This window comes from Pseudomonas sp. 8_5_2, from assembly GCF_059295255.1.
In genome coordinates this window covers 1,774,897-1,798,470 of the sequence record NZ_CM181238.1, presented here as the reverse complement: position 1 = coordinate 1,798,470, position 23,574 = coordinate 1,774,897, and the positions used below count along the sequence as shown (strand labels likewise).

13 protein-coding genes are annotated in these 23,574 nt (G+C 65.6%); 9 read left to right on the top strand and 4 right to left on the bottom strand.

Annotated features, from left to right (window positions below):
* Positions 1 to 66: 66 nt before the first annotated feature.
* Positions 67 to 13,020: a non-ribosomal peptide synthetase gene (locus AC5O5R_RS08210; RefSeq protein WP_494515166.1), complete on the bottom strand. Its 12,954-nt coding sequence runs from the start codon at positions 13,018 to 13,020 to the stop codon at positions 67 to 69.
* Positions 13,021 to 13,322: 302 nt separating this feature from the next.
* Between AC5O5R_RS08210 and AC5O5R_RS08205 the strand changes: the two genes are divergently transcribed.
* Positions 13,323 to 13,853, top strand: a complete 531-nt coding sequence (locus tag AC5O5R_RS08205) for an RNA polymerase factor sigma-70 (protein WP_012273397.1) — start codon at positions 13,323 to 13,325, stop codon at positions 13,851 to 13,853.
* Positions 13,854 to 13,997: 144 nt separating this feature from the next.
* On the opposite strand, the gene AC5O5R_RS08200 is transcribed toward AC5O5R_RS08205, so the two are convergent.
* Together AC5O5R_RS08200 and AC5O5R_RS08195 are read right to left on the bottom strand one after the other, a co-directional pair.
* Complete coding sequence (locus tag AC5O5R_RS08200; RefSeq protein WP_494515165.1) at positions 13,998 to 15,014, bottom strand: GNAT family N-acetyltransferase; 1,017 nt, start codon at positions 15,012 to 15,014, stop codon at positions 13,998 to 14,000.
* Positions 15,015 to 15,077: 63 nt separating this feature from the next.
* A complete protein-coding gene (locus AC5O5R_RS08195; protein ID WP_494515164.1) occupies positions 15,078 to 15,878 on the bottom strand; it encodes a substrate-binding periplasmic protein in 801 nt (266 codons plus the stop codon).
* Between the two features lie 193 nt (positions 15,879 to 16,071).
* Here AC5O5R_RS08195 and AC5O5R_RS08190 point away from each other — a divergent pair, with 193 nt between their 5' ends.
* Together AC5O5R_RS08190 and ppnP are read left to right on the top strand one after the other, a co-directional pair.
* Positions 16,072 to 16,623, top strand: a complete 552-nt coding sequence (locus AC5O5R_RS08190; RefSeq protein WP_172286229.1) for a 3'-5' exonuclease — start codon at positions 16,072 to 16,074, stop codon at positions 16,621 to 16,623.
* 76 nt (positions 16,624 to 16,699) lie between these two features.
* Positions 16,700 to 16,984 carry a pyrimidine/purine nucleoside phosphorylase gene (gene ppnP / locus AC5O5R_RS08185; protein WP_043203870.1) on the top strand — a complete coding sequence of 95 codons (285 nt, stop codon included), beginning with the start codon at positions 16,700 to 16,702 and terminating at the stop codon, positions 16,982 to 16,984.
* Between the two features lie 141 nt (positions 16,985 to 17,125).
* Here the strand turns inward: ppnP and AC5O5R_RS08180 are convergent, their stop codons facing one another.
* A complete protein-coding gene (locus tag AC5O5R_RS08180; protein ID WP_494515163.1) occupies positions 17,126 to 17,821 on the bottom strand; it encodes an alpha/beta family hydrolase in 696 nt (231 codons plus the stop codon).
* 50 nt (positions 17,822 to 17,871) lie between these two features.
* On the opposite strand from AC5O5R_RS08180, the gene ccoN (AC5O5R_RS08175) reads away from it, so the two are divergent.
* The 6 genes from ccoN (AC5O5R_RS08175) to ccoO (AC5O5R_RS08150) all read left to right on the top strand — a co-directional run bounded on the left by ccoN (AC5O5R_RS08175) (position 17,872) and on the right by ccoO (AC5O5R_RS08150) (position 23,572).
* A complete protein-coding gene (gene ccoN / locus AC5O5R_RS08175) occupies positions 17,872 to 19,296 on the top strand; it encodes a cytochrome-c oxidase, cbb3-type subunit I (protein WP_172229182.1) in 1,425 nt (474 codons plus the stop codon).
* Positions 19,297 to 19,309: 13 nt separating this feature from the next.
* Positions 19,310 to 19,918 carry a cytochrome-c oxidase, cbb3-type subunit II gene (gene ccoO / locus AC5O5R_RS08170; protein ID WP_172232491.1) on the top strand — a complete coding sequence of 203 codons (609 nt, stop codon included), beginning with the start codon at positions 19,310 to 19,312 and terminating at the stop codon, positions 19,916 to 19,918.
* Between the two features lie 5 nt (positions 19,919 to 19,923).
* Positions 19,924 to 20,124, top strand: coding sequence for a cbb3-type cytochrome oxidase subunit 3 (locus AC5O5R_RS08165; protein WP_172232488.1), 201 nt, complete (start codon positions 19,924 to 19,926; stop codon positions 20,122 to 20,124).
* The gene (ccoP, locus tag AC5O5R_RS08160) at positions 20,121 to 21,056 is read left to right on the top strand and encodes a cytochrome-c oxidase, cbb3-type subunit III (RefSeq protein ID WP_172232485.1); all 936 of its coding nucleotides are present in this window, start codon (positions 20,121 to 20,123) and stop codon (positions 21,054 to 21,056) included. The genes AC5O5R_RS08165 and ccoP overlap by 4 nt, the downstream gene beginning before the upstream one ends.
* Before the next feature lie 465 nt (positions 21,057 to 21,521).
* A complete protein-coding gene (gene ccoN, locus AC5O5R_RS08155) occupies positions 21,522 to 22,964 on the top strand; it encodes a cytochrome-c oxidase, cbb3-type subunit I (RefSeq protein WP_172286827.1) in 1,443 nt (480 codons plus the stop codon).
* A complete protein-coding gene (gene ccoO / locus AC5O5R_RS08150) occupies positions 22,964 to 23,572 on the top strand; it encodes a cytochrome-c oxidase, cbb3-type subunit II (RefSeq protein WP_003254286.1) in 609 nt (202 codons plus the stop codon). The genes ccoN (AC5O5R_RS08155) and ccoO (AC5O5R_RS08150) overlap by 1 nt, the downstream gene beginning before the upstream one ends.
* Positions 23,573 to 23,574 lie beyond the last annotated feature (2 nt).

Here is a 23,574-nt window from a genome sequence, read left to right as displayed (position 1 = left end):
AGATCGAGCGCCGCCCGCGCGGCGCTCGATTTCCGCCACTCTGCAAGTCCCAAGCCGAACCCTCCCCTACAACCCCTCCAGCTCGGCCATCAGGTCACTCAGCCGGTCGACCTTGTCGTCATCCAGCGCACTGCCCTGCAACCCCTGCACATACACCGCAAGCTCCGCCACCGTGCTGCACTCGAACATCGCCCGCAGCGGCACATTCAGTTGCAGTTGCTTCTGCACCCGCGAGGCGATCTGCGTGGCCAGCAGCGAATGCCCGCCCAACTCGAAGAAGTTGTCATGCACCCCGACCCGGTCGGCCTTCAGCACATCAGCCCAGATACCGGCCAGTACCTCCTCCAGCTCGTTGCCCGGCGCCTGGTATGCCTGGCTGTGCTGGCCACCGATATCGATGGCCGGCAGCGCCTTGCGGTCGAGCTTGCCATTGGCGTTGTGCGGCAGGCTGTCGAACCAGCCCCAGTGCAGCGGCACCATGTACTCCGGCAACTCGGCACGCAGGCGCTGCTTGACCCGCTCCAGCAGCGCGGCATCAGCGACGATGCCCTGGTGCGCCACCAGGTAACCGACCAGGTGCTTGCCGTTGACACCCTCCTGCACCCCGACGGCAGCATCGCGGATTTCGGCCTGCTCATGCAGCCTGGCCTCGATCTCGCCCAGTTCGATGCGGTAGCCGCGAATCTTCACCTGATGATCGATGCGGCCGACATACTCCAGCACACCGTCCGGTCGTTGCCGGGCCAGGTCACCCGTGCGGTACAGGCGTTCACCCGGCGCCCCGTAAGGATGAGGGATAAACGCCAGCGCAGTGCGCACAGGGTCACCCACATAGCCACGGCCCACACCGGTACCGGCCACGCACAGCTCGCCCACCGCCCCCAGCGGCACCAGCGTCTGGTCCTCGGCAAACAGGTACAGGCGGTTGTTGTCGGTGGGGGTGCCGATCGGCAGGTAACTGCCTTGGGTCGACGCGGCATCGACGCGGAAGAACGCCACGTCATCCGAACACTCCGCCGGGCCATAGGCGTTCACCAGGCCGATGTGCGGGTATCGCTGCAACCATTGCGCCGCCAGTTCCGGTGGCATGGCTTCGCCGGTCGGCAGCATCCAGCGCAGGCCATCCAGCGCCTGGTGGTCGTTGGCCAGCATGCCCTGGATCAGCGACGGCACGCTTTCCAGCACGGTAATGCCAGTGGCCTGCACGTGCGCCAGCAAGCCCTGCGGGTCATGCGCGATGGCGTTGGGCACGATCTCCACTTTGGCGCCGAACAACGGTGCCGCAAGGAACTGCCACACCGAAATGTCGAAGCTCTGCGAGGCGGTCTGGGCGATCACGTCGTGCTCGCTCAGCGCCAGGTAGGGCACCTTGCTCAGCTGGTTGTTGAGCATGCCGCGCTGCTCGACCATCACCCCCTTCGGCAGGCCGGTGGAGCCTGAGGTGTAGATCACATAGGCGAGGTTATCCGGCCCACTGTGGATACCCGGGTTGTGGCTCGCCACCGAGCTGGCCTGGATGTCTTCCCACACCAGCAACTGCGGCCGCACGGTCGCTTCCAGTTCACCCAGCAACTGCCGCCCCTGCTCGGCACAGGCCGCGCTGCACACCAGCACTGGCGTGCGGCTTAGCTGGACAATGCTTTGCAGGCGCGCCGCCGGCAGGCCCGGGTCCAGCGGCAGGTAGCCAGCACCGGCCTTGAAGCTGCCGACGATCATACCCAGCAATGGCAGCCCGCGTTCGGCCAGCAACGCCACCGGCTGGTCCACGCTGACCCCGGCGGCTACCAAGGCGTGGCCCAGTCGGTTGGCCGCCAGGTTCAGGCCGGCGTAGTCGTAGGCGGCCTCCAGGCAGCGCGCCACGGTACGTTGCGGGTGCGCGGCGACCTGCGCTTCGAACTGCGCGATGTAGCTTTGCTCCAGGGGGTAGGCGCGCTCGGTGCGGTTGCAGTCCTCCAGCAGGAAGCGCTGCTCCTCGTCGCCCAGCAGCGGCAGTGCACTCACCTCCCCTTCAAAACCTTGCACCAGCGCCAGCAGCAGGCGCTTGAACTCGGCGAGCAGGCGCTCGACGGTCGGGTAGTCGAAGTAGCGCTGGTCGAACGACAGGTGCAGGCCCAGGTCATCGCCCGGGTAGCACACCGCCGTCAGCGGGAAGTTGGTGTGGGTACGGCCCGAGTCGGAGCTGGCGTTCAAGTGCTGGGCGTGGTCGAGCACGGCGGTTTCCACCGGCGCATTCTCGAACACGAACAGGCTGTTGAACAGTGGCTGGCCCTTGGGCAGTTCGCTGCATTCCTGGATTGCCACCAGCGGCAGGTACTCGTACTCGCGCAGTTCCATGTTGCGCCCCAGCAGGCTTTGCAGCCACTGGCGCACGCTGCAGCGCTCGCCGGCTGCCGGCAACTGCACGCGCAGGGCGACGCTGTTGATGAACAGGCCGACGGTGCGCTGCATCTGTGGCATGCTGACCGGGCGCCCTGCAACGGTGACACCAAAGGCCACGTCGCGCTCGCCACTGTAGCGTGCCAGTACCAGCGCCCAGGCCGCCTGGGCGAAGGTGTTGACGGTGAGTTGATGGGCCTGGGCCAGTTCGCGCAGGCGCCCGCCTTCGCTTATGTCCAGGCGGGTATGGCAGTCGCCCACGATCATGCCGTCACCGGCATGGTCATGACGCAGCGGGCGGTCGCTGGGGATCGCCGTGGCGCGTTCGAAGCCGGCCAGGCTGGCCTGCCACCAGGCGCGAGCGTCATCCAGGCCCTGGCGTTGCAGCCAGCCGATGTAGTCGCGGTAGCGCGGCGGCACCGGCAGCTGCGCCTGGCGGCCTTCGCCGAGGGCCTGGTAGAGCTCGAAGAAGTCGTTCATCAACAGCGAGCGGCACCAGGCATCGATGAGGATGTGGTGGTTGCTCATCATGAACCAGTAGCGCTGGTCGGCCACCCGCACCAGGCGCAGGTGGAACGGCGCTTCGCTGAGCAAGGCAAAGCCGGCTTCGCGCTCCTGCTTGTGCAAGGCCTGCAGGCGCTGCTCCTGGGCGTCATCGGCAACGCCGCGCCAGTCCTGGTAGTCCACCGCCAGGTTGCCCGGTTTGTGGATGATCTGCAGCATCGCCTCGCCGCTGTTCCAGCTGAACGATGCGCGCAGCGCCTCGTGGCGCGCGACCACGGCCTGCCAGGCCTGGGCAAAGCGTTCAGGGTCGAGCGCGCTGTTGATGCGGTAGCGGTCTTGCATGTAATACAGACCGGTGCCCGGCTCCAGCAGGGTATGCAGCAGCATGCCTTCCTGCATCGGGGTCAGCGGGTAAACGTCCTCGATCTGTGCAGCCGGCACCGGCAGCGCGTCGATCTGCTGCTGGGTCAGGTGCGCCAGCGGGAAGTCCGAGGGTGTGAAGCTGCCATTGCCATCGGCCAGGCAATGGGCGATCAGCGCCAGCAGCTCCTGGCGATAGGCGTCGGCCAGGCGGGCGATGGTCGGCTCGTCATAGCGCTGGGCGCTGAAGGTCCAGCGCAGTTGCAGGGCGCCGCCATACACCTGGCCATCGACGCTCAGCCAGTTGGGCAGCGGCGCGTCGAGGTCATGCGCCAGACCGGCAGCGCTGTCCAATGGCTGGAACAGCGCGGTGCTGTCGAACTGCTGGTCGAACTGGCCGAGGTAGTTGAAGGTGATCCGCGCTTGCGGCAAGGCCGCCATCTGCTCGCGCCCGGCCGCATCGGCCAGGTAGCGCAGCACGCCGTAGCCCAGGCCTTTGTGCGGCACCTGACGCAGCTGCTCCTTGATGCGCTTGATCGAACCGGCCCGTGCCACCTCGTCCTCGCCCGGCAGCGGGCGCAGGCTCAGGGGATAAGCGTTGGTGAACCAGCCGACGCTGCGGGTCAGGTCCATGTCTTCGAACAGCCCGTCGCGGCCATGGCCTTCAAGCTGTACCAGCACTTCTTCGGCGCCGCTCCATGTGCACAGGGCACGCGCCAGGGCGGTCAGCAGCAGGTCGTTGACCTGGGTGTGGTAGGCCGCCGGGGCCTGCTGCAGCAACTGCCGGGTCTGCTCCACATCCAGGCCGATGGCCAGGGTGCGGGCATGGCGGTGCAGGTTGCCGCCCTGCGGGTGATCGCACGGCAGCTCACGACGCACGCCGCCCAGCTGCCCTTGCCACCAGCCCAGCTCGTCGCGCAGCGAATCGCTGCCGGCGTAGCTGGCCAGGCGCGCGGCCCAGTCGCCCATGGCATGGGTCTTGGCCGGCAACGGCTGGCCGCGGTACAGCGCCTGCAGGTCTTCGAGCAGCACGCGCCACGACACGCCATCGACCACCAGGTGATGGATCGCCAGCAACAGGCGCTGGCTGCCCTGCCCGTCCTGCACCAGCAAGGCGCGCAGCAGCGGGCCCTGTTGCAGGTCGAGGCTGCGCTGCAGGTCGCTGTACAACGCCTCGCAATCATTGAAGTCGGCGACGCTGGCGGTCCACAGCAGCTGCTCGGCGGCAGGCGCGGTGTATTCGGCCTGCCAGCGGCCAGCGGCGTCGCTGAAACGCAGGCGCAGGCTGTCGTGGTGCTGCACCAGGCCGGCCAGCGCCTGTTCCAGTGCGGCCTCGTCCAACGGCTGCCGCGCCTCCAGCAGCACGGCCTGGTTCCAGTGCTGCGGCTGCGGCACTTCGCTGTCGAAGAACCAGTGCTGGATCGGCGTCAGGCCAGTCTGGCCTTGGCGCAAGCCCTGTTCGATGTTGCCCGGGGCTTCGCTGTGGCGGGCGACGGCCGCCAGGGTCTGGATGGTCTGGTGCTGGAACAGGTCGCGCGGGGTGAATTGCAGGCCGGCCTGACGGGCGCGGCTGACCACCTGGATCGACAGGATCGAGTCGCCACCCAGTTCGAAGAAGTTGTCCTGCACGCCGACCCGGGCAATGTTCAGCACGTCGCGCCAGATCTGCGCCAGTTGCGCTTCCACCTCGTTGCCAGGCGCCTGGTATTGCTGGCGCGCCTGTTCCAGGTCCGGCAGCGGCAACGCACGGCGATCAAGCTTGCCGTTGCCCATCAGCGGCAGGTTGTTCAGCAGCACCAGGTGCGCGGGCACCATGTAGTCCGGCAGATGCTGGCGAGCGTCGGCCTTCACCGCCTCACGCAAGCGGCTTTGCGCCTCGCTGTCGGCGGCGGCCTGTCGGCACACCAGGTAACCCACCAGTTGCTTGCCACCCGGCAGGTCGAGCGCCAGCACCACCGCCTCTTCGACATCGGCATGCGCCTGCAGGCGGCTTTCGATTTCGCCCAGCTCGATGCGGAAGCCGCGGATCTTGACCTGCTGGTCGGCACGGCCGACGTACTCCACCAGGCCATCCGTGCCCAGGCGCACCAGGTCACCGGTGCGATACAGGCGCCCGCCTTGGGTGCTGAACGGGTCGGCAACGAAGCGCTCGGCACTGAGGCCCGGGCGGTCGTGATAGCCCTGGGCAAGGCCGGCGCCGCCGACATACAACTCACCAATGCCGCCTTGTGGCAGCAGGGCCAGGTCTTCGTCGAGGATGTAGGCGGTACGGCTGCCGATGACGCGACCGATCGGCACGCTGCCCAGCTCCGGCGGCAGCGCCTCTGGCGCCAGGCAGGCCAGTGGCATGACCACGGTTTCGGTCGGGCCGTAGGCGTTGAAGAACTGCTGCGGCACAAACGCCTGGCGGATGCGCTGCAGGTGCTCGCCGGTCAACGCTTCGCCACCAGTGATCACCAGGCGCACGGGCAACTGTTCGGCCTGCCCGCCCAGGTACTGCGCCAGCTGGCTACCGTAGCTGGGGGTGAAACCAAGAATGCTCACCTGCTGGTCGCGCACCAGCTGGCAGATTTCCTCGGCGCCCCACTGCCCCTGGGCGCGCAGCACCACACGGGCACCGCACATCAACGGCACCCACAGGCGCTCGCTGGCAGCGTCGAAGTTGATCGAATAGAAGTGCAGCTCGCAGTCATCGCTGCGCATGCCGAACGCAGCGATGACTGCCTGGCAATGCATGGCGAACTCGCCGTGGCTGACCACCACACCTTTGGGCTTGCCGGTGGACCCGGAGGTGTAGATCAGATAGGCCTGGTGTTGCGGCAGGGTAAGGTTGTCCAGCGCTGCATCGCTATACCCCGACAAACTGGCAGCGTCGTCTTCCAGGCTCCAGCGCGCCACCCCTTCGGGCAGCTCGCCCAGGCTTTGCAGCAGCTCGCGCTGGCCTAGCAGCAGGCCGATGCGGCTGTCTTCGATCATGTAGCGCAGGCGGTCGAGCGGGTACTCGGGATCGAGCGGCACGTAGGCACCACCGGCCTTGAGAATGGCCAGCAGGCCGACGACCATTTCCAGCGAGCGCTCCAGCGCCAGGCCCACGCGCACCTGCGGGCCGACACCACGCTCACGCAGGGCGCGGGCCAGGCGGTTGGCCTGCTGGTCGAGTTCGGCATAGCTCATGTGCTGGCCGGCAAAGGTCAGCGCACCCGCCTGCGGCGTGCGTGCGGCCTGGGCGGCAAACAGGCCATGCAGGGTCTGCTTGAGGTCGAAGTCATGCTCGCCCTGCAGCTGGCTCACCATCACCTGCTGCTCGGCGTTGCACAGCATCGGCAGCTCGCACAGGCGCTGTTGCGGGTTGTCCAGCAGGCCGACCAGCAAGTGCTGCCAGTGCTCGGCCATGCGCGCAATGCGCGGCTCGTCGAACAGGTCGCGGCTGTAGGTCAGGCAGCAGCCCAGACGGCCGTCGAGGTCGGTCACCTCCAGGTACAGGTCGAACTTGGTGGCGCTGGCGTCGTTGACCAGGTAATCCACCTGCATGCCCGCCAGCGTGCGGCTTTGCTGGAAGGCCCAGCGCTGCACGTTGCACATCACCTGGAACAGCGGGTTATAGGCGCTGCTGCGCGGCGGCTGCAAGGCTTCTACCAGCTGATCGAAAGGCAGGTCCTGGTGCGATTGGCCCTCAATGGCGGCCTGGCGTATCTGCTCCAGCAACGCGCTGGCGGTCATCTGCCCGTCCAGCTCGCAGCGCAGCACCTGGGTGTTGAGGAAGGCGCCGATCAGGCCTTCGCTTTCAGGGCGAATGCGGTTGGCCACCGGCGCGCCGATGCGCAGGTCGCGCTGGCCGCTGTAGCGGTGCAGCAAGGCGGCCAGGGTGGCGGTCATGGTCATGAACAGGGTCAGGCCGCGCTGGCTGTTGAACGCATGCACGCGGGCGACCAGTGCCGGGTCGAGCTCGAAGCGGAACAGCTCGCCGCGGTGGCTCTGCACAGCCGGGCGCGGGCGGTCGGCGGGCAAGGCCAGGACCGGGTGCTCGTCGCCCAGGCGGGCTTGCCAGTAGGCGAGCTGGCGGGCGCCTTCGCCGCTTTCCAGCCATTGCCGCTGCCACACGCTGTAGTCCAGGTATTGAACCGGCAGTGGCGCCAGCGGCGACTCGCGGTCATCGACGAAGGCTTCGTACAGCTCGCCCAGCTCGCGGGCGAAGATGTCCATGGCCCAACCTTCGGTGACGATGTGGTGCAGGGTCAGGACGAAGAAGTGCTCGCGCTCCCCGGCCTTGACCAGGCAGGCACGCAGCAGCGGGCCGCGCTCCAGGTCGAACGGCTGGTGCGCCTGGTCGTCGGCCAGCTGCTGCAGGCTTTGCTGGCGCATATCGACGGGCAAGGCGCTGAAATCCTGCCAGTCCAGCTGCAGGCCGCTGTCTTCGGCCACGCACTGGTACGGCACGCCGTCGATGCTGGGGAAGGTGGTGCGCAGGGTTTCGTGGCGCACAATCAGCGCCTGCAGCGCGCGCTCGAAGGCATCCACATGCAGGGTGCCGCGCAGGCGTGCCATGCCGCCGACGTTATAAGCCGGGCTGCCCGGCTCCATCTGCCAGAGGAACCACATGCGCTGCTGCGAATACGACAGCGGCACCGCCTGGCGGCGATCGACGCGGGCGATCTCGCCTTGCAGGTTGCGCTCACCGGCTGCGCGAATACGCGCAATCTCGGCACAGAACGCACCCAGCTCGCTGGCTTCGAACAAGGCCTTGAGCGGCAGTTCGACATCGCAGGCCTGGCGGCTGCGCGAGACGATCTGGGTCGCCAGCAGCGAGTGGCCGCCCAGGGCAAAAAAGTCGTCCTGCAAGCCCACGCGCGGCAGGTTCAGCACTTCGCGCCAGATGGCGGCAACCTGTTGCTGCAGCTCGGTTTGCGGTTCGACGTGCTCACGCTGCTGCCACACCGGGGCCGGCAGCGCCTTGCGATCGACCTTGCCACTGGGGCCCAGGGGCATCTGTGCCAGCGGGATCAGTTGTGCCGGCACCATGTAGACCGGCAGTTGTTCAGCCAGCACGGCCAGCACCTCGGCAGGCTGAGCGCTGCCGCTGTAGTAACCGACCAGTTGCGCACCGACAGCATCCTTGTGGATCACGACCAGCGCCTGCTCGACACCCGCCTGTGCGAGCAGGCAGGCCTGGACTTCCTCGGGCTCGACGCGGAAGCCACGCACCTTTACCTGCTGGTCGATGCGGCCAAGGTACTCCAGCGCCTCGAGCTGGGCCTGCCAGCGGGCACGGTCGCCACTGCGGTACAGGCGTTCGCCGTTGCCGTCGGCGTGGGGTACGAAGCGCTCGGCGGTAAGGCCCGGGCGGCCGAGGTAGCCACGGGCCAGGCCCGCCCCGCCCAGGTACAGCTCGCCCGCAACGCCCGGGGCGGCCAGTTCCAGTTCATCGTCCAGCACGCGGCACAGCACATTGCCCAGCGGGCGGCCGATTGGCGAACGCTCGCCATCTGCAACCTGGCAGTGCCAGTGAGTGACGTTGATGGCGGTTTCGGTCGGGCCATAGCGGTTGTGCAACTGCACCTGGGGCAGCACTTGCAACACCCGGTCCCGCAGTGCGGCAGGCAGCGCCTCGCCACCGGAGAACAGCCGGCGCAGGCTGCTGCAGGCGGCGGCCTGTGGTTCCTGGACGAACACTTGCAACAGTGGCGGCACAAAGTGCAGCGTGGTCACGCCATGGGCCTGTACCAGCGCGGCGATGCGCTGCGGGTCGCGGTGCTCGCCGGGGCCGGCAAGCACCAGCTTGCAACCGGTGACCAACGGCCAGAAGCACTCCCACACCGAAACGTCGAAGCTGATTGGCGCCTTCTGCATCAGCACGTCGCTGTCGTTCAGCGCATAGGTGGCTTGCATCCATTGCAGGCGCTCGGCCAACGCCGCGTGGGTGTTGCCCACGCCTTTGGGCTGGCCGGTGGAGCCGGAGGTGTAAATCACGTAGGCCAGGTTGTCGCCGTGCAGGCGCAGGCCGGGGGCATGGCTGGGCCAGCTGTCCAGGTGCAACTGGTCGAGGGCGATGGCGCTCACCCCTTCGACCTGCGGCAGCTTGCCCAGCTGGTTGCTGTGGCTAAGCAGCAGGCCGGCATTGCAGTCGGCGAGCATATACGCCAGGCGCTCGGCCGGGTAATCCACGTCCAGCGGCACGTAGGCACCGCCTGCCTTCAGAATCGCCAGCAGGCCGACCAGCAGTTGTGACGAACGCTCGATGGCGATGGCCACGCAGGTGTCGGGACCGACGCCTTTGTCGCGCAGGTAGTGGGCCAGGCGGTTGGCCTGCTGGTGCAGCTCGGCGTAATCCAGGCTGCCACCTTCCCAGGCCAGGGCAGTGCGTTGCGGGGTCGCGCGTGCCTGCTCGTTGAGCTGTTCTACCAACAGGCGCTGCGGCGCAGCGGTGGGTGCCTGGCCCCAGCCCAGCAACTGCGCGCGGCTTGGCGCGTCAAGCAACTGCACTTCGCCCAGCGCCCGTTGCGGCGCGGCACACACCTGCTCCAGCAGGGCCAGCAGATGCTGTGCCAGGCGCTTGACGGTGCTGGCCTCGAACAGCTCGGCGGCATAGTCGAAGGCCAGGCTCAGGCGGCCCTGGTGGTCTTCTTCACTGTGCAGCTGCAAGTCGAACTTGGCCTCGCGGCTGTGCCATGGCAGCTCTTCGGCCAGCAGACCCGGCAGCCGGCGCAGGGCCGACAGGTCGCGTTGCTGATGGTTGAACATGACCTGGAACAGGCCCTGCTCACGGGCTTCGGGCAGGGCTTCGACCAGCTGTTCGAAGGGCAGGTCCTGATTGGCCTGTGCCTCCAGCGTGGCCTGGCGCACCTGCGTCAGCAGCTGGGTGAACGGCAGGCGACCATCCAGTTGTGCGCGCAGCACCTGGGTATTGATGAAGAAGCCGAGCATACCCTGGGTTTCCAGGCGTGGGCGGTTGGCATTGGGTACGCCGACGCGAATGTCGGCCTGGCCGCTGTAGCGGTGCAACAGCGCCTGCCAGCCTGCCAGCAGGACCATGAACAGGCTGGCCTGCTGCTCACGGGCCAGGCCCTTGAGCGCGTCGGCAAGCTGGGCCGGGACCTTGAGGCTGAGCCGGGCGGCGCTGTGCTCGCGCTGGTTGGCGCGCGGGTGGTCGGTGCACAGGTCGAGCACCGGCAGCTCATCGCCCAGTTTGCCTTTCCAGTACTGCAATTGTCGCTTGGCTTCGCCTGCGGCCAGCCACTGGCGCTGCCAGGTGCCGTAGTCGGCGTAACCCAGGGTCTGCGGCGCCAGTGTGGCCTCCAGGCCTTGGCAACGCGCGGCGTACAGCTTGGCAAACTCGTCGAGCAGAATATTCAGCGACCAACCGTCGGCCACGATGTGGTGCAGGGTCACCCACAGCTGGTGATCTTCATCGTCCAGGCGTACCAGGGTGACGCGCAGCAGCGGGCCCTGGGTCAGGTCGAACGGCAACCGGGCCTCGGCTTCGCGCCGGGCCGCAACCGCTTCGCCACCCAGGCCTTGCAGGTCCAGGCGCTGCACGTCGAGGGGCTGATGCGCCAGGATGCGCTGCAGCGCCTGGCCGTTGTCTTCGCTGAACACGGTGCGCAGGGATTCGTGGCGCGCTACCAATGCCTGGAAGGCGGCTTCCAGTGCGCTTTGGTCAAGCTCCCCACGCAAACGCAGGCCGGCCGGAATGTTGTAGGCCGCCGATTGCGGCTGTAACTGCCAGAGTAACCACAGGCGGTTTTGCGCCAGCGACTGGGGCAACGCCTGAGCGCGCTCCAAGGTAGCGATTGCCGCGTTCTGGGCACCGCCTTCGGCGAGCAGGCTGGCCACGGCGTTGCTGTAATCGGCCAGTACCGGCGCTTCGAACAAGGTGCGCAGGCTCAGGTTGATGCCCAGCTCATCGGCCAGGCGTGCGGTGGCCTGGGTGGCGGCGATGGAATTGCCGCCCAGCAACAGGAAGTGGTCGTCTGCCGCCACCGACCCTACCTTGAGGATGTCGCGCCAGACGCCGGCGATGCGTGCCTGCAGTTCATCACCCGCCGCCGCGCCCGCACGCGCTTCGCTCACCTCGGGGAAGCGCGCGTAGCAGTCCAGGCTGCCATCGTCCATGCGCAGGCGGCAGGCCGAGCGCTGCAGCTTGCCGCTGGAGGTTTTCGGCAGTGCGCCGGGGTTCAGCAGCAGGACCACGGCCGGGGCTTGGCGGCACGCATCGGCGATGACCTGGCGCAGCGTCCTGATCAGTTCCTGGGGGTTGATTGCCTTTTGCACGTTGCGGCTGATTTCCACTGCAACGCCGATGCCCTCCTCGCCCTGGTGCTCGACCGCGAACACCGCCACCCGGCCTTTGCGCAGCACCTCGACTTCGCGCTCCAGGGTTTTTTCCAGGTCCTGCGGGTACAGGTTCTGCCCGCGCACGATCAACATGTCTTTCAGGCGCCCGGTGACGAACACTTCGCCGCCCCGCATGAAGCCAAGGTCGCCGGTACGCAGCCAGGTCTGGCCGTCCATTTCGACAAAAGTGCGGGCGCTGGCTTCGGGGTTGCGCCAGTAACCCAGGGCGATGCTCGGGCCACCGGCCCAGATTTCGCCGACCTGATTGTCGCCCAGCACCTGCAGACGCTGCGGTTCGACGACGCGTACCGCGTGCCCTGGCTGGGGGTAGCCGCAGCTCATCAGCACACTGCCCTTGCCGGGCTCGGCGCGGTTGGCGGCGAAGGCTTGGGCGTCCAGTTCCAGTGCGGCGATACCCTGGCCACGGCGGCTGCCGCTGACGAACAGGGTCGCCTCGGCCAGGCCGTAGCTGGCGAAGAAGTTCTGCCGGTCGAAGCCGCAGGCCTGGAACTTGTCGGCGAAGGTCGCCAGGCTGTCCTGGCGGATCGGCTCGGAGCCGGAGTAGGCGACACGCCAGCGGCTCAGGTCGAGGCCGGCCAGGGACGCTTCGCTGACCCGCTCGCTGCACAGGCGATAGGCGAAGTCGGGGCCACCGCTGATGGTGCCGCCGTACTCGCTGATGGCCTGCAACCAGCGCAGCGGGCGGGCCAGGAAGTAACCCGGCGACATCAGCACGCAAGGCACGCCGCTGAAGATCGGCTGCAGCAGCCCGCCGATCAGGCCCATGTCGTGGTACAGCGGCAGCCAACTGACGATCACGTCGTCGGGGTTGAGGTCGATGCCGAAACCACAGCGGATCAGTTGCTCGTTGGCCACCAGGTTGCCGTGGCTGACCTGCACACCCTTGGGCAGTGCGGTGGAGCCGGAGGTGTACTGCAGGAAGGCGATGTCATCGCCTTTCAGCGCCGGCTCGCGCCAGCTGGCGGCCAGTGCCGGGTCCAGGCCATCCACCGCCAGCAGTTCGGGGCCATCGGCTGCCGCCAGGGCATGCAGCCCTTGCAGGCTGTGGTGCAGCGCCGCCACGGTCAGCAGCAGGCGCGGTTCGGCGTCGGCGATGATCGACAGCAAGCGGTCCTGGTGGTGCTGGCGTGCGGATTCTGGCGGGTAGGCCGGCACCGCGATCACGCCCGCGTACAGGCAACCGAAGAACGCCGCCACGTAGTCCGGCCCGCTGGGGAACAACAGCACCGCACGGTCGCCGAAGCTGGCACGGGCCTGCAACGCAGCGGCGATGGTGCGCGCGCGCTGGTCGAGGTCCCGGTAGCTGAGCATGGCCTGCTCGCCGGGAGCATCGGCCAGAAAGCGCAAGGCGATCTTGTCCGGGGTCTGCGCGGCGCGTTGCGCCAGGGCCTGGACCAGCGAGAGCGGGAGTTCGAAGGCGTCCGTCATGGGGTGTTCCTGCCAGTGTCTGGTGGGGTCGGCCGGCTGCTCCGCGACGTGGGGCGGGCAGGGTCGGCGGCCGGGGATGTACACAGGGGAACGGATGGGCGGGGGGAGAAATTAGCGGGGGGTTGGGGTTTTGGGGGTTGCGGGGGCAGGCCTTAAGAGGGCTGCCCTTAGAACCGAAAGATACAGATACTAATTACGTTTCGTATTTGACAATCATTATCATTCTGAATAGTTTGTCGCACGTCGTAGGAAGCTTCCCAAAAACGGGTGCGTCCTTTCCCCTCTGTGACAAGGTGATTTCCATGGCGGAACAACTATCCACAAGTAAGTGCGATTCACCATTACTCCAGGCCTTCGTCGACAACCGCAGCATCCTGGTCAAGATCGCTGCACGCATCACCGGCTGCCGCTCGCGCGCCGAAGATGTGGTGCAGGATGCGTTCTTCAGGCTCAGCGCCGCCCCGCAGATCACCTCGTCGTTCAAGGCGCAGCTCAGCTACCTGTTCCAGATCGTGCGCAACCTGGCGATCGACCACTACCGCAAGCAGGCGATGGAGCTGAAGTACTCCGGCACCGAGGAGGAAGGCCTGAACGTGGTCATCCAGAACGCATCGCCCGAAGCCACGCACATCAACCTTGCCGCACTGGACGACATTGCCGAAGCCTTGAACGAGCTACCGCAGCGCACCCGCTATGCCTTCGAGATGTACCGCCTGCATGGCGTGCCGCAGAAGGACATCGCCAAGGAGCTGGGCGTGTCGCCGACGCTGGTCAACTTCATGATTCGCGATGCTCTGGTGCATTGCCGCAAGACGGCCAACCGGCAGGCTTGAGTCTTCAGGTTCGCGTCCATGGGGCTGCTACGCAGCCCATCGCCGGCAAGCCAGCTCCCACATCGACCGCATCAACTTCAAGCCATGCGCCATCCCTGCGGGAGCTGGCTTGCCTGCGATGGGCCGCAAAGCGGCCCCAGGCCCTCAAGCCAGTTTGCAGCGGTCGAAAAACCGCTCCCGCCCGAGAATCATCAGCGCCGCCCGCTTGTGCGGGAAGTCGAATTCCTTGTCGCAATGGAAACACTGATCCTGCATGTAGCCGATCATCTTGCCGTTGTCGGCGCGCGGCTCGGCCACCACCCGCTGGGTACGCGGGTCATCCAGGAACAGGTAGTGCACCAGCGCCGAGAGCCAGCTGGCCACCTTGTGCGGACCGCGATGGCTCTCCTCCCCCACCAGCATGTGAATGCCACGGTCGTAGTCGTCGGCCGGATAGAACGGCGCGATGCGGTCTTCCTTGGCCCAATACGCCTCGAAATAGGCGAACGGCTCATCATCGAAGCAGCCGATCAGCGTCAGCGTATGCGGGTCCGCTTCAAGCTTGCTCAGGTACTCATGGTGCTGGGCAAGCGAGCCACCCTCCTGCCAGAACGCTTCTACCCGCGGGTTGTTCTGCCAGCGGTTGAAACGCTCCAGATCGTGCTCGATCTCCAGGGTGCGCAGCGACACCCAGCTCCCCAGCCGTGCATCGAAACGCCGGTACACTTCGCCACGCGGTTTGGGCGCGCGGCGCGGGTGGCGCTTGCCGTTGCTGAGCTGCATCTGCTGCGGGTACACCGCGGCCGCCGCCTCGCCCAGCCAAGGCTGCGGCAACTGCCAGAACAGCGACCGCTCGCACAGGTACTCACCCGGCCGGTCACCGATCAGCAGCAGGCCACTGGCCAACGCCTGCGGCAGCGCCTCGGGCAGGTGCCAGGCCAGGCGCTGGCAGGCTGTGTCGCGGGACAACAGCCAGTAGCAGGCAGCCCACAAGGCTTGATAGGGGCGCTCGGGGCACAGGCGCTCAAGGTGAACATGCAGGGGGGCACCCGCCGCCTCCAGCCGCAACTGGATCAGCGGGCGGCCTTCAAGCGACAAGCTCAACACGCTATCGCCCTCCTCGGCACTGAGGCTGCGCCAGCGAGGCGGTGATTGTGGCTGCGAAGCGGCATCGAAGGGCATGGGCTCGACTCACTGAAATGAAGAAAAGGCTCACTGCTGGGAACGAGGCCGGCGCGCCGGAATTTACTCCTTGGGTGCCGTGACCGTGATGCGATAGGGCGCGAAGATGCGCGCCAGCTCACCGCTGTCGCGCAGGCCCCGCAGCAGCTCGGCGAACGACTGCTCGCCAATCGGCGCGCCCGGGCGCAGCAAGGCGTAGTGGTGATAGACCTGGTCGATACGCTGCGACGGTACCAGCTGCGCCTGGCTGGCCGGGTTGCGCGCCAGAAAGTCGCTGAGGTAGGAACGGGTGACCAGCGCGATATCCGCACGGCCTGCCTGCACCATCAGCAGGTTGCTGTCGTGTGAGTAGGTCAGGGTCGCGCTGTAGGTTTTGCGCAGGTAGTCCGGGTCGGCCTTGAAGCCGGCGAACGCATAGTGATAGCCGTTGAAAAGGGCCAGGCGCTTGCCGCGCAGCTCGTCGAAGTAACGCGGGTCACGGCCGTTGGCCTGGCGGGCAACGAATACTTCGGCGTCTTCCAGGCCCATGTCCACGGTCTGGTGGGCAATCGTTTGCCAGCCCCATTGCGGGTTTTCGAAGATGGCCATGTCGGTGCGGCCTTGCTGGAAGTCACCAAAGCGCCGCTGGATGGACGTCGGCACCAGTACAAAATGGTAGTGCTGCTGAGCGCGGTTCAGCGCGTCGACCAGTTGCGGCAGCAGGCCGGTGTCGGCCCCCTGTTCCGGGCGCACCGTGTAAGGCGGGAAATGCGCCGCGCCGATCTTGACCTCGACCGCTGCACCAGCCCATGCCGGCCCCGCCAGCCAGAACATGGCCAGCAGCATCAGGGTGGACAAGGCCTTGAGGCCGGGCGCTGGAGTCAAGACGGACACTCGTAACGGATCATGCCTGGGTCCGCCTAAGCTAGGCGTTTTCCGGGGAGGGCACAACTGCTGATGCCTGATCTTTGCCACTCTTCATGCCGCTCTTTATGCCAAGGCAGACGGCAAAATGCCATAGGGTGCCGGATGCCCCGAGTTTGGCTACGCTCTAGCAGGATCTGCAAGGGAGCCTGCTATGGGCCATTGGTTGGTGATCGACCTGGAAGCCACCACCGACGAGGGTGGGTGGCCGGTCACAGAGATGGAAATCATTGAAATCGGCGCAAGCCTTGTGACCCGCGAAGGCCGCGAAGTCGACCACTTCCAGCGCTTCGTGCGGCCGCGGCGGCGGCCGCAGCTGACCCCGTTCTGCCGCGAGCTGACCCACATCAGCCAGGCCGACGTGGACAGCGCCGTGCCGTTTCGCGAGGTGTGGGCGAGCTTCGAGCGCTGGCTCGGGCATTATCGCGGGCAGCTTCAGGGCTGGGTCAGTTGGGGCGACTACGACCGCCAGCAGTTGCATCAGGAATGGCAGCAGCAGGGGCTCGACAGCCTGCTGCGCAGCCTGCCCCATATCAACCTCAAGCAACGCTTTGCCAAGGCCCGCCACCTGCAGCGCCCCACCGGGCTCAATGGTGCCCTGCAACTGGCCGGCATGCACTTTTGCGGGCAGCAGCACCGGGCCCTGGAAGATGCGCGCAACACGGCGCGGTTACTGCCTTCGACCCTGCCTCCAAATGGCACCTGAAAGCGGATGACGGGGCGGATGGGCTTGGGCATACTGGCCAGCCCTTTTTTCATCTCCCTCTATTCAGGAGTCGCCCATGTTCCAGGTCAACGAGTACTTCAACGGCACCGTCAAGTCGATCGCATTCGCGGGCGAAGAAGGCCCGGCCACCGTGGGCGTCATGGCCCCGGGCGAGTACGAATTCGGTACCGCCAAGCGCGAGATCATGCACGTGGTATCGGGTGCGCTGACCGTGAAGCTGCCGGGTAGCGACAACTGGGAAACCTTCAAGGCTGGCGACAAGTTCAACGTGGCTGCCGACAGCAAGTTCCAGCTGAAAGTGGCAGTGGATACCGCTTACCTGTGCGAGTACCGCGACTAAGCATTGCTATCGGCACGCTCTTTGTAGGAGCGGCCTTGTGTCGCGAAAGGGCCGCAACGCGGCCCCAGCAACTCCGGTTGCGAAGCTTGGATCCTGGGGCTGCTTCGCAGCCCTTTCGCAACACAAGGCCGCTCCTGCAAATCATCTGCCAACCAGGAAGTCTGCTACTTTTTCGGCGGCCGCCTGCATATGCTGCTCATGACTGAACCCCGACGCCTTCAACGGCTTCAGGTCATGGTCCCCCGCCACTAGCCAGCACACCTCGATCGCCGGCGACAACACATACCCCGCCACCGCCTCGCGATTGCCCAGCGCATCCCGCTCGCCCTGCACGATCAACGTCGGCGTCTTCAGATCGGCCAGGTGCTCGACCCGTGGCTTCTCCGGTTTGCCCACCGCATAGAACGGGTAGCCCAGGCACACCAGCGCATCCGCGCCCAATTCGTCAGCCACCAGGCTGGCCATGCGCCCGCCCATGGACTTGCCGCCCACGGCAAGCTTGCCCGCGACCAAAGGTCGCACCTGCCGGTACACCTCGCGCCAGCATTCCAGTAAAACCTTTTGCGGATTCGGCGGCCGCTTGCCGCCGCCAACCCTGCGCTCGGCCATGTACGGAAACTCGAAGCGCACTACCGCTACCCCAAGTGCCGCAAGCCTTTGCGCCATTTCTTCCATGAACCCGCTGTCCATCGGCGCACCGGCGCCATGGGCCAGGATCAGGCAGCCCTTGTAGCCGTCTTTGCCCTGCGCCTGGGCAGGATCGCAGCGCAAGCCTGGGACATTTGCGACCTTCGCCCATTGATCCCCGTCAATACCGGCACTTTGCCCATTAATCATGCTTGCCTCGCTGTAAAGCCTGCCAAATAACCGTGGATGGGAACCCATACATGAACACAACCAGCAGTACCGCCTATAACTACAAGGTGGTCCGCCAATTCGCCATCATGACGGTGGTGTGGGGAATCGTCGGGATGGGGCTCGGCGTCTTCATCGCCGCCCAGCTCGCCTGGCCTTCCCTCAACTTCGACCTCCCCTGGACCAGCTTCGGCCGCCTGCGGCCCCTGCATACCAATGCGGTGATCTTCGCCTTCGGCGGCTGCGCACTGTTCGCCACCTCCTATTATTCGGTGCAACGCACCTGCCAGACCACCCTGTTTTCGCCCAGGTTGGCGGCGTTCACCTTCTGGGGCTGGCAACTGGTGATCGTGCTGGCGGCCATCAGCCTGCCACTGGGCTACACCAGCTCCAAGGAGTACGCCGAGCTGGAATGGCCGATCGACATCCTGATCACCATTGTCTGGGTCTGCTATGCCATCGTGTTCTTCGGCACGCTGATGAAGCGCAACACCAAGCACATCTACGTGGGTAACTGGTTCTTCGGCGCCTTTATCCTGACTGTGGCGCTGCTGCATCTGGTCAACAACCTGGAACTGCCGGTCAGCCTGACCAAGTCGTATTCGGTGTATGCCGGCGCCACCGACGCCATGGTGCAATGGTGGTACGGCCACAACGCGGTGGGCTTCTTCCTGACCGCGGGCTTCCTGGGGATGATGTACTACTACGTGCCCAAGCAGGCCGAACGCCCGGTGTATTCCTATCGCTTGTCGATCGTGCACTTCTGGGCGCTGATCACCCTGTACATCTGGGCCGGCCCGCACCACCTGCACTACACCGCCCTGCCCGACTGGGCGCAGTCGCTGGGCATGGTGATGTCGCTGATCCTGCTGGCACCCAGCTGGGGCGGCATGATCAACGGCATGATGACCTTGTCGGGTGCCTGGCACAAACTGCGCAGCGACCCGATCTTGCGCTTCCTGGTGGTGTCGCTGGCGTTCTACGGCATGTCCACCTTCGAAGGGCCGATGATGGCCATCAAGACGGTCAACGCCCTGTCTCACTACACCGACTGGACCATCGGCCACGTGCACGCCGGCGCGCTCGGCTGGGTGGCGATGATCTCGATCGGCGCGCTGTACCACACCATCCCGAAAGTGTTCGGCAAAGAACGCATGCACAGCCTCGGCCTGATCAACGCGCACTTCTGGCTGGCTACCATCGGCACTGTGCTGTACATCGCCTCGATGTGGGTCAACGGCATCGCCCAGGGCCTGATGTGGCGTGCGGTCAACAGTGACGGCACGCTCACCTACTCGTTCGTGGAAACCCTGGTGGCCAGCCACCCAGGCTTCGTGGTGCGCTTCGTCGGCGGCGCGATCTTCCTCAGCGGCATGTTCCTGATGGCCTGGAACACCTGGCGCACCGTCCGTTCGCCGGCGCTCGATATCGCCCCTGCGAACGCCCAGCTGGCTTGAGGAGACCTGCCTGATGAAACATGAAGTCATCGAGAAAAACGTCGGCCTGCTGGCCCTGCTGATGGTGTTCGCCGTCAGTATCGGCGGCCTGACCCAGATCGTCCCGCTGTTCTTCCAGGATGTGACCAACAAGCCGGTGGAGGGCATGAAGCCCTACACGGCGCTGCAACTGGAAGGCCGCGACATCTACATCCGCGAAGGCTGCGTGGGCTGCCACTCGCAGATGATCCGCCCGTTCCGCGCCGAAACCGAACGCTACGGCCACTACTCGGTGGCCGGCGAGAGCGTGTGGGACCACCCGTTCCTGTGGGGCTCCAAACGCACCGGGCCGGACCTGGCCAGGGTCGGTGGCCGCTACTCGGACGACTGGCACCGCGCGCACCTGTACAACCCGCGCAACGTGGTACCGGAGTCGAAGATGCCGTCGTACCCGTGGCTGGTGGCCGAGCAGGTCGACAACAGCCACACCGACACCAAGATGCGCACCCTGCGCACCCTCGGCGTGCCGTACACCGACGAAGACATTGCCGGGGCCCGCGAGGCGGTCAAGGGCAAGACCGAGATGGATGCCCTGGTCGCCTACCTGCAGGTGCTCGGCACCGCGATCAAGAACAAGAGGTGACTGCGATGGAAATGGACATCGGCATGATCCGCGGTCTGGGCACCCTGGTGGTGATGATCGCCTTCATCGGCCTCAGCCTGTGGGTATTCAACCGCCGCCGCGACCGTGATTTCGCCGAAGCGCGCCTGCTGCCCTTCGACGACGACCGCCTGCCCGCTGCCGGGCAGGAACCTGCCAAGACTGCCGTTAGGAGTAATGGGCAATGACCACCTTCTGGAGTACGTACATCAGCGTACTGACCATCGGCAGCCTGATCGGCCTGACCTGGCTGTTGCTGTCGACCCGCAAGGGCCAGAGCAACAACACCACCGACCAGACCATGGGCCACAGCTTTGACGGCATCGAGGAATACGACAACCCGCTGCCCAAGTGGTGGTTCTGGCTGTTCGTCGGCACCCTGGTGTTCTCGGTCGGCTACCTGATCCTCTACCCGGGCCTGGGCAACTGGAAAGGTATCCTGCCGGGCTATGAAAACGGCTGGACCGGCGTCAACGAATGGCAAAAGGAAATGGACAAGGCGGATGCCAGGTTCGGCCCGATCTTCGCCAGGTACGCCGCCATGCCAGTCGAGGAAGTGGCCAAGGACCCGCAAGCGCTGAAGATGGGCGGGCGCCTGTTCGCATCGAACTGTTCGGTGTGCCATGGCTCGGACGCCAAGGGTGCCTATGGCTTCCCCAACCTCACCGACAAGGACTGGCGTTGGGGTGGCGAGCCGGAAACCATCAAGGCTTCGATCATGAACGGCCGCCACGGTGTGATGCCGGCCTGGGCGCAAGTGATCGGCGAGCAGGGCGTGGCGGATGTGGCTGCGTTCGTGCTGACCAACCTCGATGGCCGCAGCCTGCCGGAAGGGATCAAGGCCGACGCGGCCAAGGGCAAGGAGGTTTTCGCCGCCAACTGCGTGGCCTGCCACGGGCCGGAAGGGAAAGGTACAGCGGCCATGGGGGCGCCGGACCTGACTCATCCGCAGGCGTTCATCTATGGTTCGAGCTTTGCGCAGCTGCAGCAGACCATTCGCTATGGTCGCCAGGGGCAGATGCCGGCGCAGGCCGAGATCCAGGGTAATGACAAAGTGCATCTGTTGGCGGCTTATGTGTACAGCCTGTCGCAGGAGCCTGAAAACCTCACCGCCCAGTAACACCCGGGGGCTGCTTTGCAGCCCATCGCCGGCAAGCCAGCTCCCACAGGTACAGCGCAAGACTTCAGCGTTGTGAAATCCTGTGGGAGCTGGCTTGCCGGCGATAGGGTCGCAAAGCGGTCCCCGCTCTTGCCCGCCACATACCCTCCCTTGCACCCCCTCCGAACACAACTAAGCTTGTTGCCTCAGCGGGCGTCGCTCCAAAAGGGCCGACGCAGACGCGGCGCATGGCCTGTCGCCGCCCCGATAAAAGCCTGACCGATCGATCAGAAAAATATGAAAAACGGTACACATTACAAATATTTATTTGTGTACAATCGTTCAGACCCGATCGCTGCGGGACATCAGTGAACGGGCCCGGACACGGGTCGGCGTACCAAAGTTGCGTTGCGGTAACCGCGGTGGTTATCAATACTGGCGCCGATTTTTCGACCAACAAGAACATCAAAACCGTGGAACCTTAGAATGAGCACAGCAATCAGTCCGACTGCTTATAACTATAAGGTCGTCCGCCAGTTCGCCATCATGACGGTGGTCTGGGGGATCCTTGGCATGGGCCTCGGCGTCTTCATCGCCTCGCAGCTGGTGTGGCCGCAACTGAACCTGGACCTGCCCTGGACCAGCTTCGGCCGCCTGCGCCCGCTGCACACCAACCTGGTGATCTTCGCCTTCGGCGGCTGTGCGCTGTTCGGCACCAGCTACTACGTGGTGCAGCGCACCTGCCAGACCCGGCTGATCTCCGACAGCATGGCCGCCTTCACCTTCTGGGGCTGGCAGGCAGTGATCGTCGGCGCACTGATCACCCTGCCGATGGGCTACACCACCACCAAGGAATACGCCGAGCTCGAATGGCCGCTGGCAATCCTGCTGGCCATCGTCTGGGTCACCTACGGGCTGGTGTTCTTCGGCACCATCGTCAAGCGCAAGACCAAGCACATCTATGTCGGCAACTGGTTCTACGGTGCCTTCATCGTGGTCACCGCGATGCTGCACATCGTCAACCACATCTCGCTGCCGGTAAGCCTGTTCAAGTCATATTCGGCCTACGCCGGCGCCACCGACGCGATGATCCAGTGGTGGTACGGCCACAACGCGGTGGGCTTCTTCCTGACCACCGGTTTCCTGGGGATGATGTACTACTTCGTGCCCAAACAGGCCGAGCGGCCGATCTACTCGTATCGGCTGTCGATCGTGCACTTCTGGGCGCTGATCACTCTGTACATCTGGGCCGGCCCGCACCACCTGCACTACACCGCCCTGCCTGACTGGGCGCAGTCGCTGGGCATGGTGATGTCGATCATCCTGCTGGCGCCAAGCTGGGGCGGCATGATCAACGGCATGATGACGTTGTCCGGCGCCTGGCACAAACTGCGCACCGACCCGATCCTGCGCTTCCTGGTGGTGTCGCTGGCGTTCTACGGCATGTCCACCTTCGAAGGCCCGATGATGGCCATCAAGACCGTCAACTCGCTGTCGCACTACACCGACTGGACCATCGGCCACGTGCACGCCGGCGCCCTCGGCTGGGTGGCGATGATCTCCATCGGTGCCGTGTACCACATGATCCCGCGCCTGTATGGCCGCGAGCAGATGCACAGCGTCGGCCTGATCAACGCGCACTTCTGGCTGGCCACCATCGGTACCGTGCTGTACATCGCCTCGATGTGGGTCAACGGCATCACCCAAGGCCTGATGTGGCGCGCCATCAACGATGACGGCACCCTCACCTACTCCTTCGTCGAAGCCCTGCAGGCCAGCCACCCGGGCTATATCGTCCGCGCGCTGGGCGGTGCGTTCTTCGCCAGCGGCATGCTGCTGATGGCCTACAACGTGTTCCGTACCGTACGTGCCGCCAACCCGGTAGAGGCTGAGGAAGCCGCCAAGATTGTTGTCGTGGGAGCGCACTGATGAAGCATGAAGCCGTCGAGAAGAACATAGGCCTGCTGGCCTTCTTCATGGTCATCGCCGTGAGCGTCGGTGGCCTGACCCAGATCGTCCCGCTGTTTTTCCAGGATGTGACCAACAAGCCGGTGGAAGGCATGAAGCCGCGCACCGCGCTGGAGCTGGAAGGCCGCGACATCTACATCCGCGAGGGCTGCGTGGGCTGCCACTCGCAGATGATCCGCCCGTTCCGCGCCGAAACCGAACGCTACGGCCACTACTCGGTGGCTGGCGAGAGCGTGTGGGACCACCCGTTCCTGTGGGGCTCCAAGCGAACCGGGCCGGACCTGGCCCGGGTCGGTGGCCGCTACTCCGATGACTGGCACCGTGCGCACCTGTACAACCCGCGCAACGTGGTACCGGAATCGAAGATGCCGTCCTACCCCTGGCTGGTCGAGAACAAGCTCGACGGCAAGGACACCGCGAAGAAGATGGAAGTGCTGCGCACACTCGGCACCCCGTACACCGACGCCGACATCGCCGGCGCGCGTGACGCGGTCAAGGGCAAGACCGAAATGGACGCCATCGTTGCGTACCTGCAGGGTCTTGGCACCATCATCAAGAGCAAACGGTGACG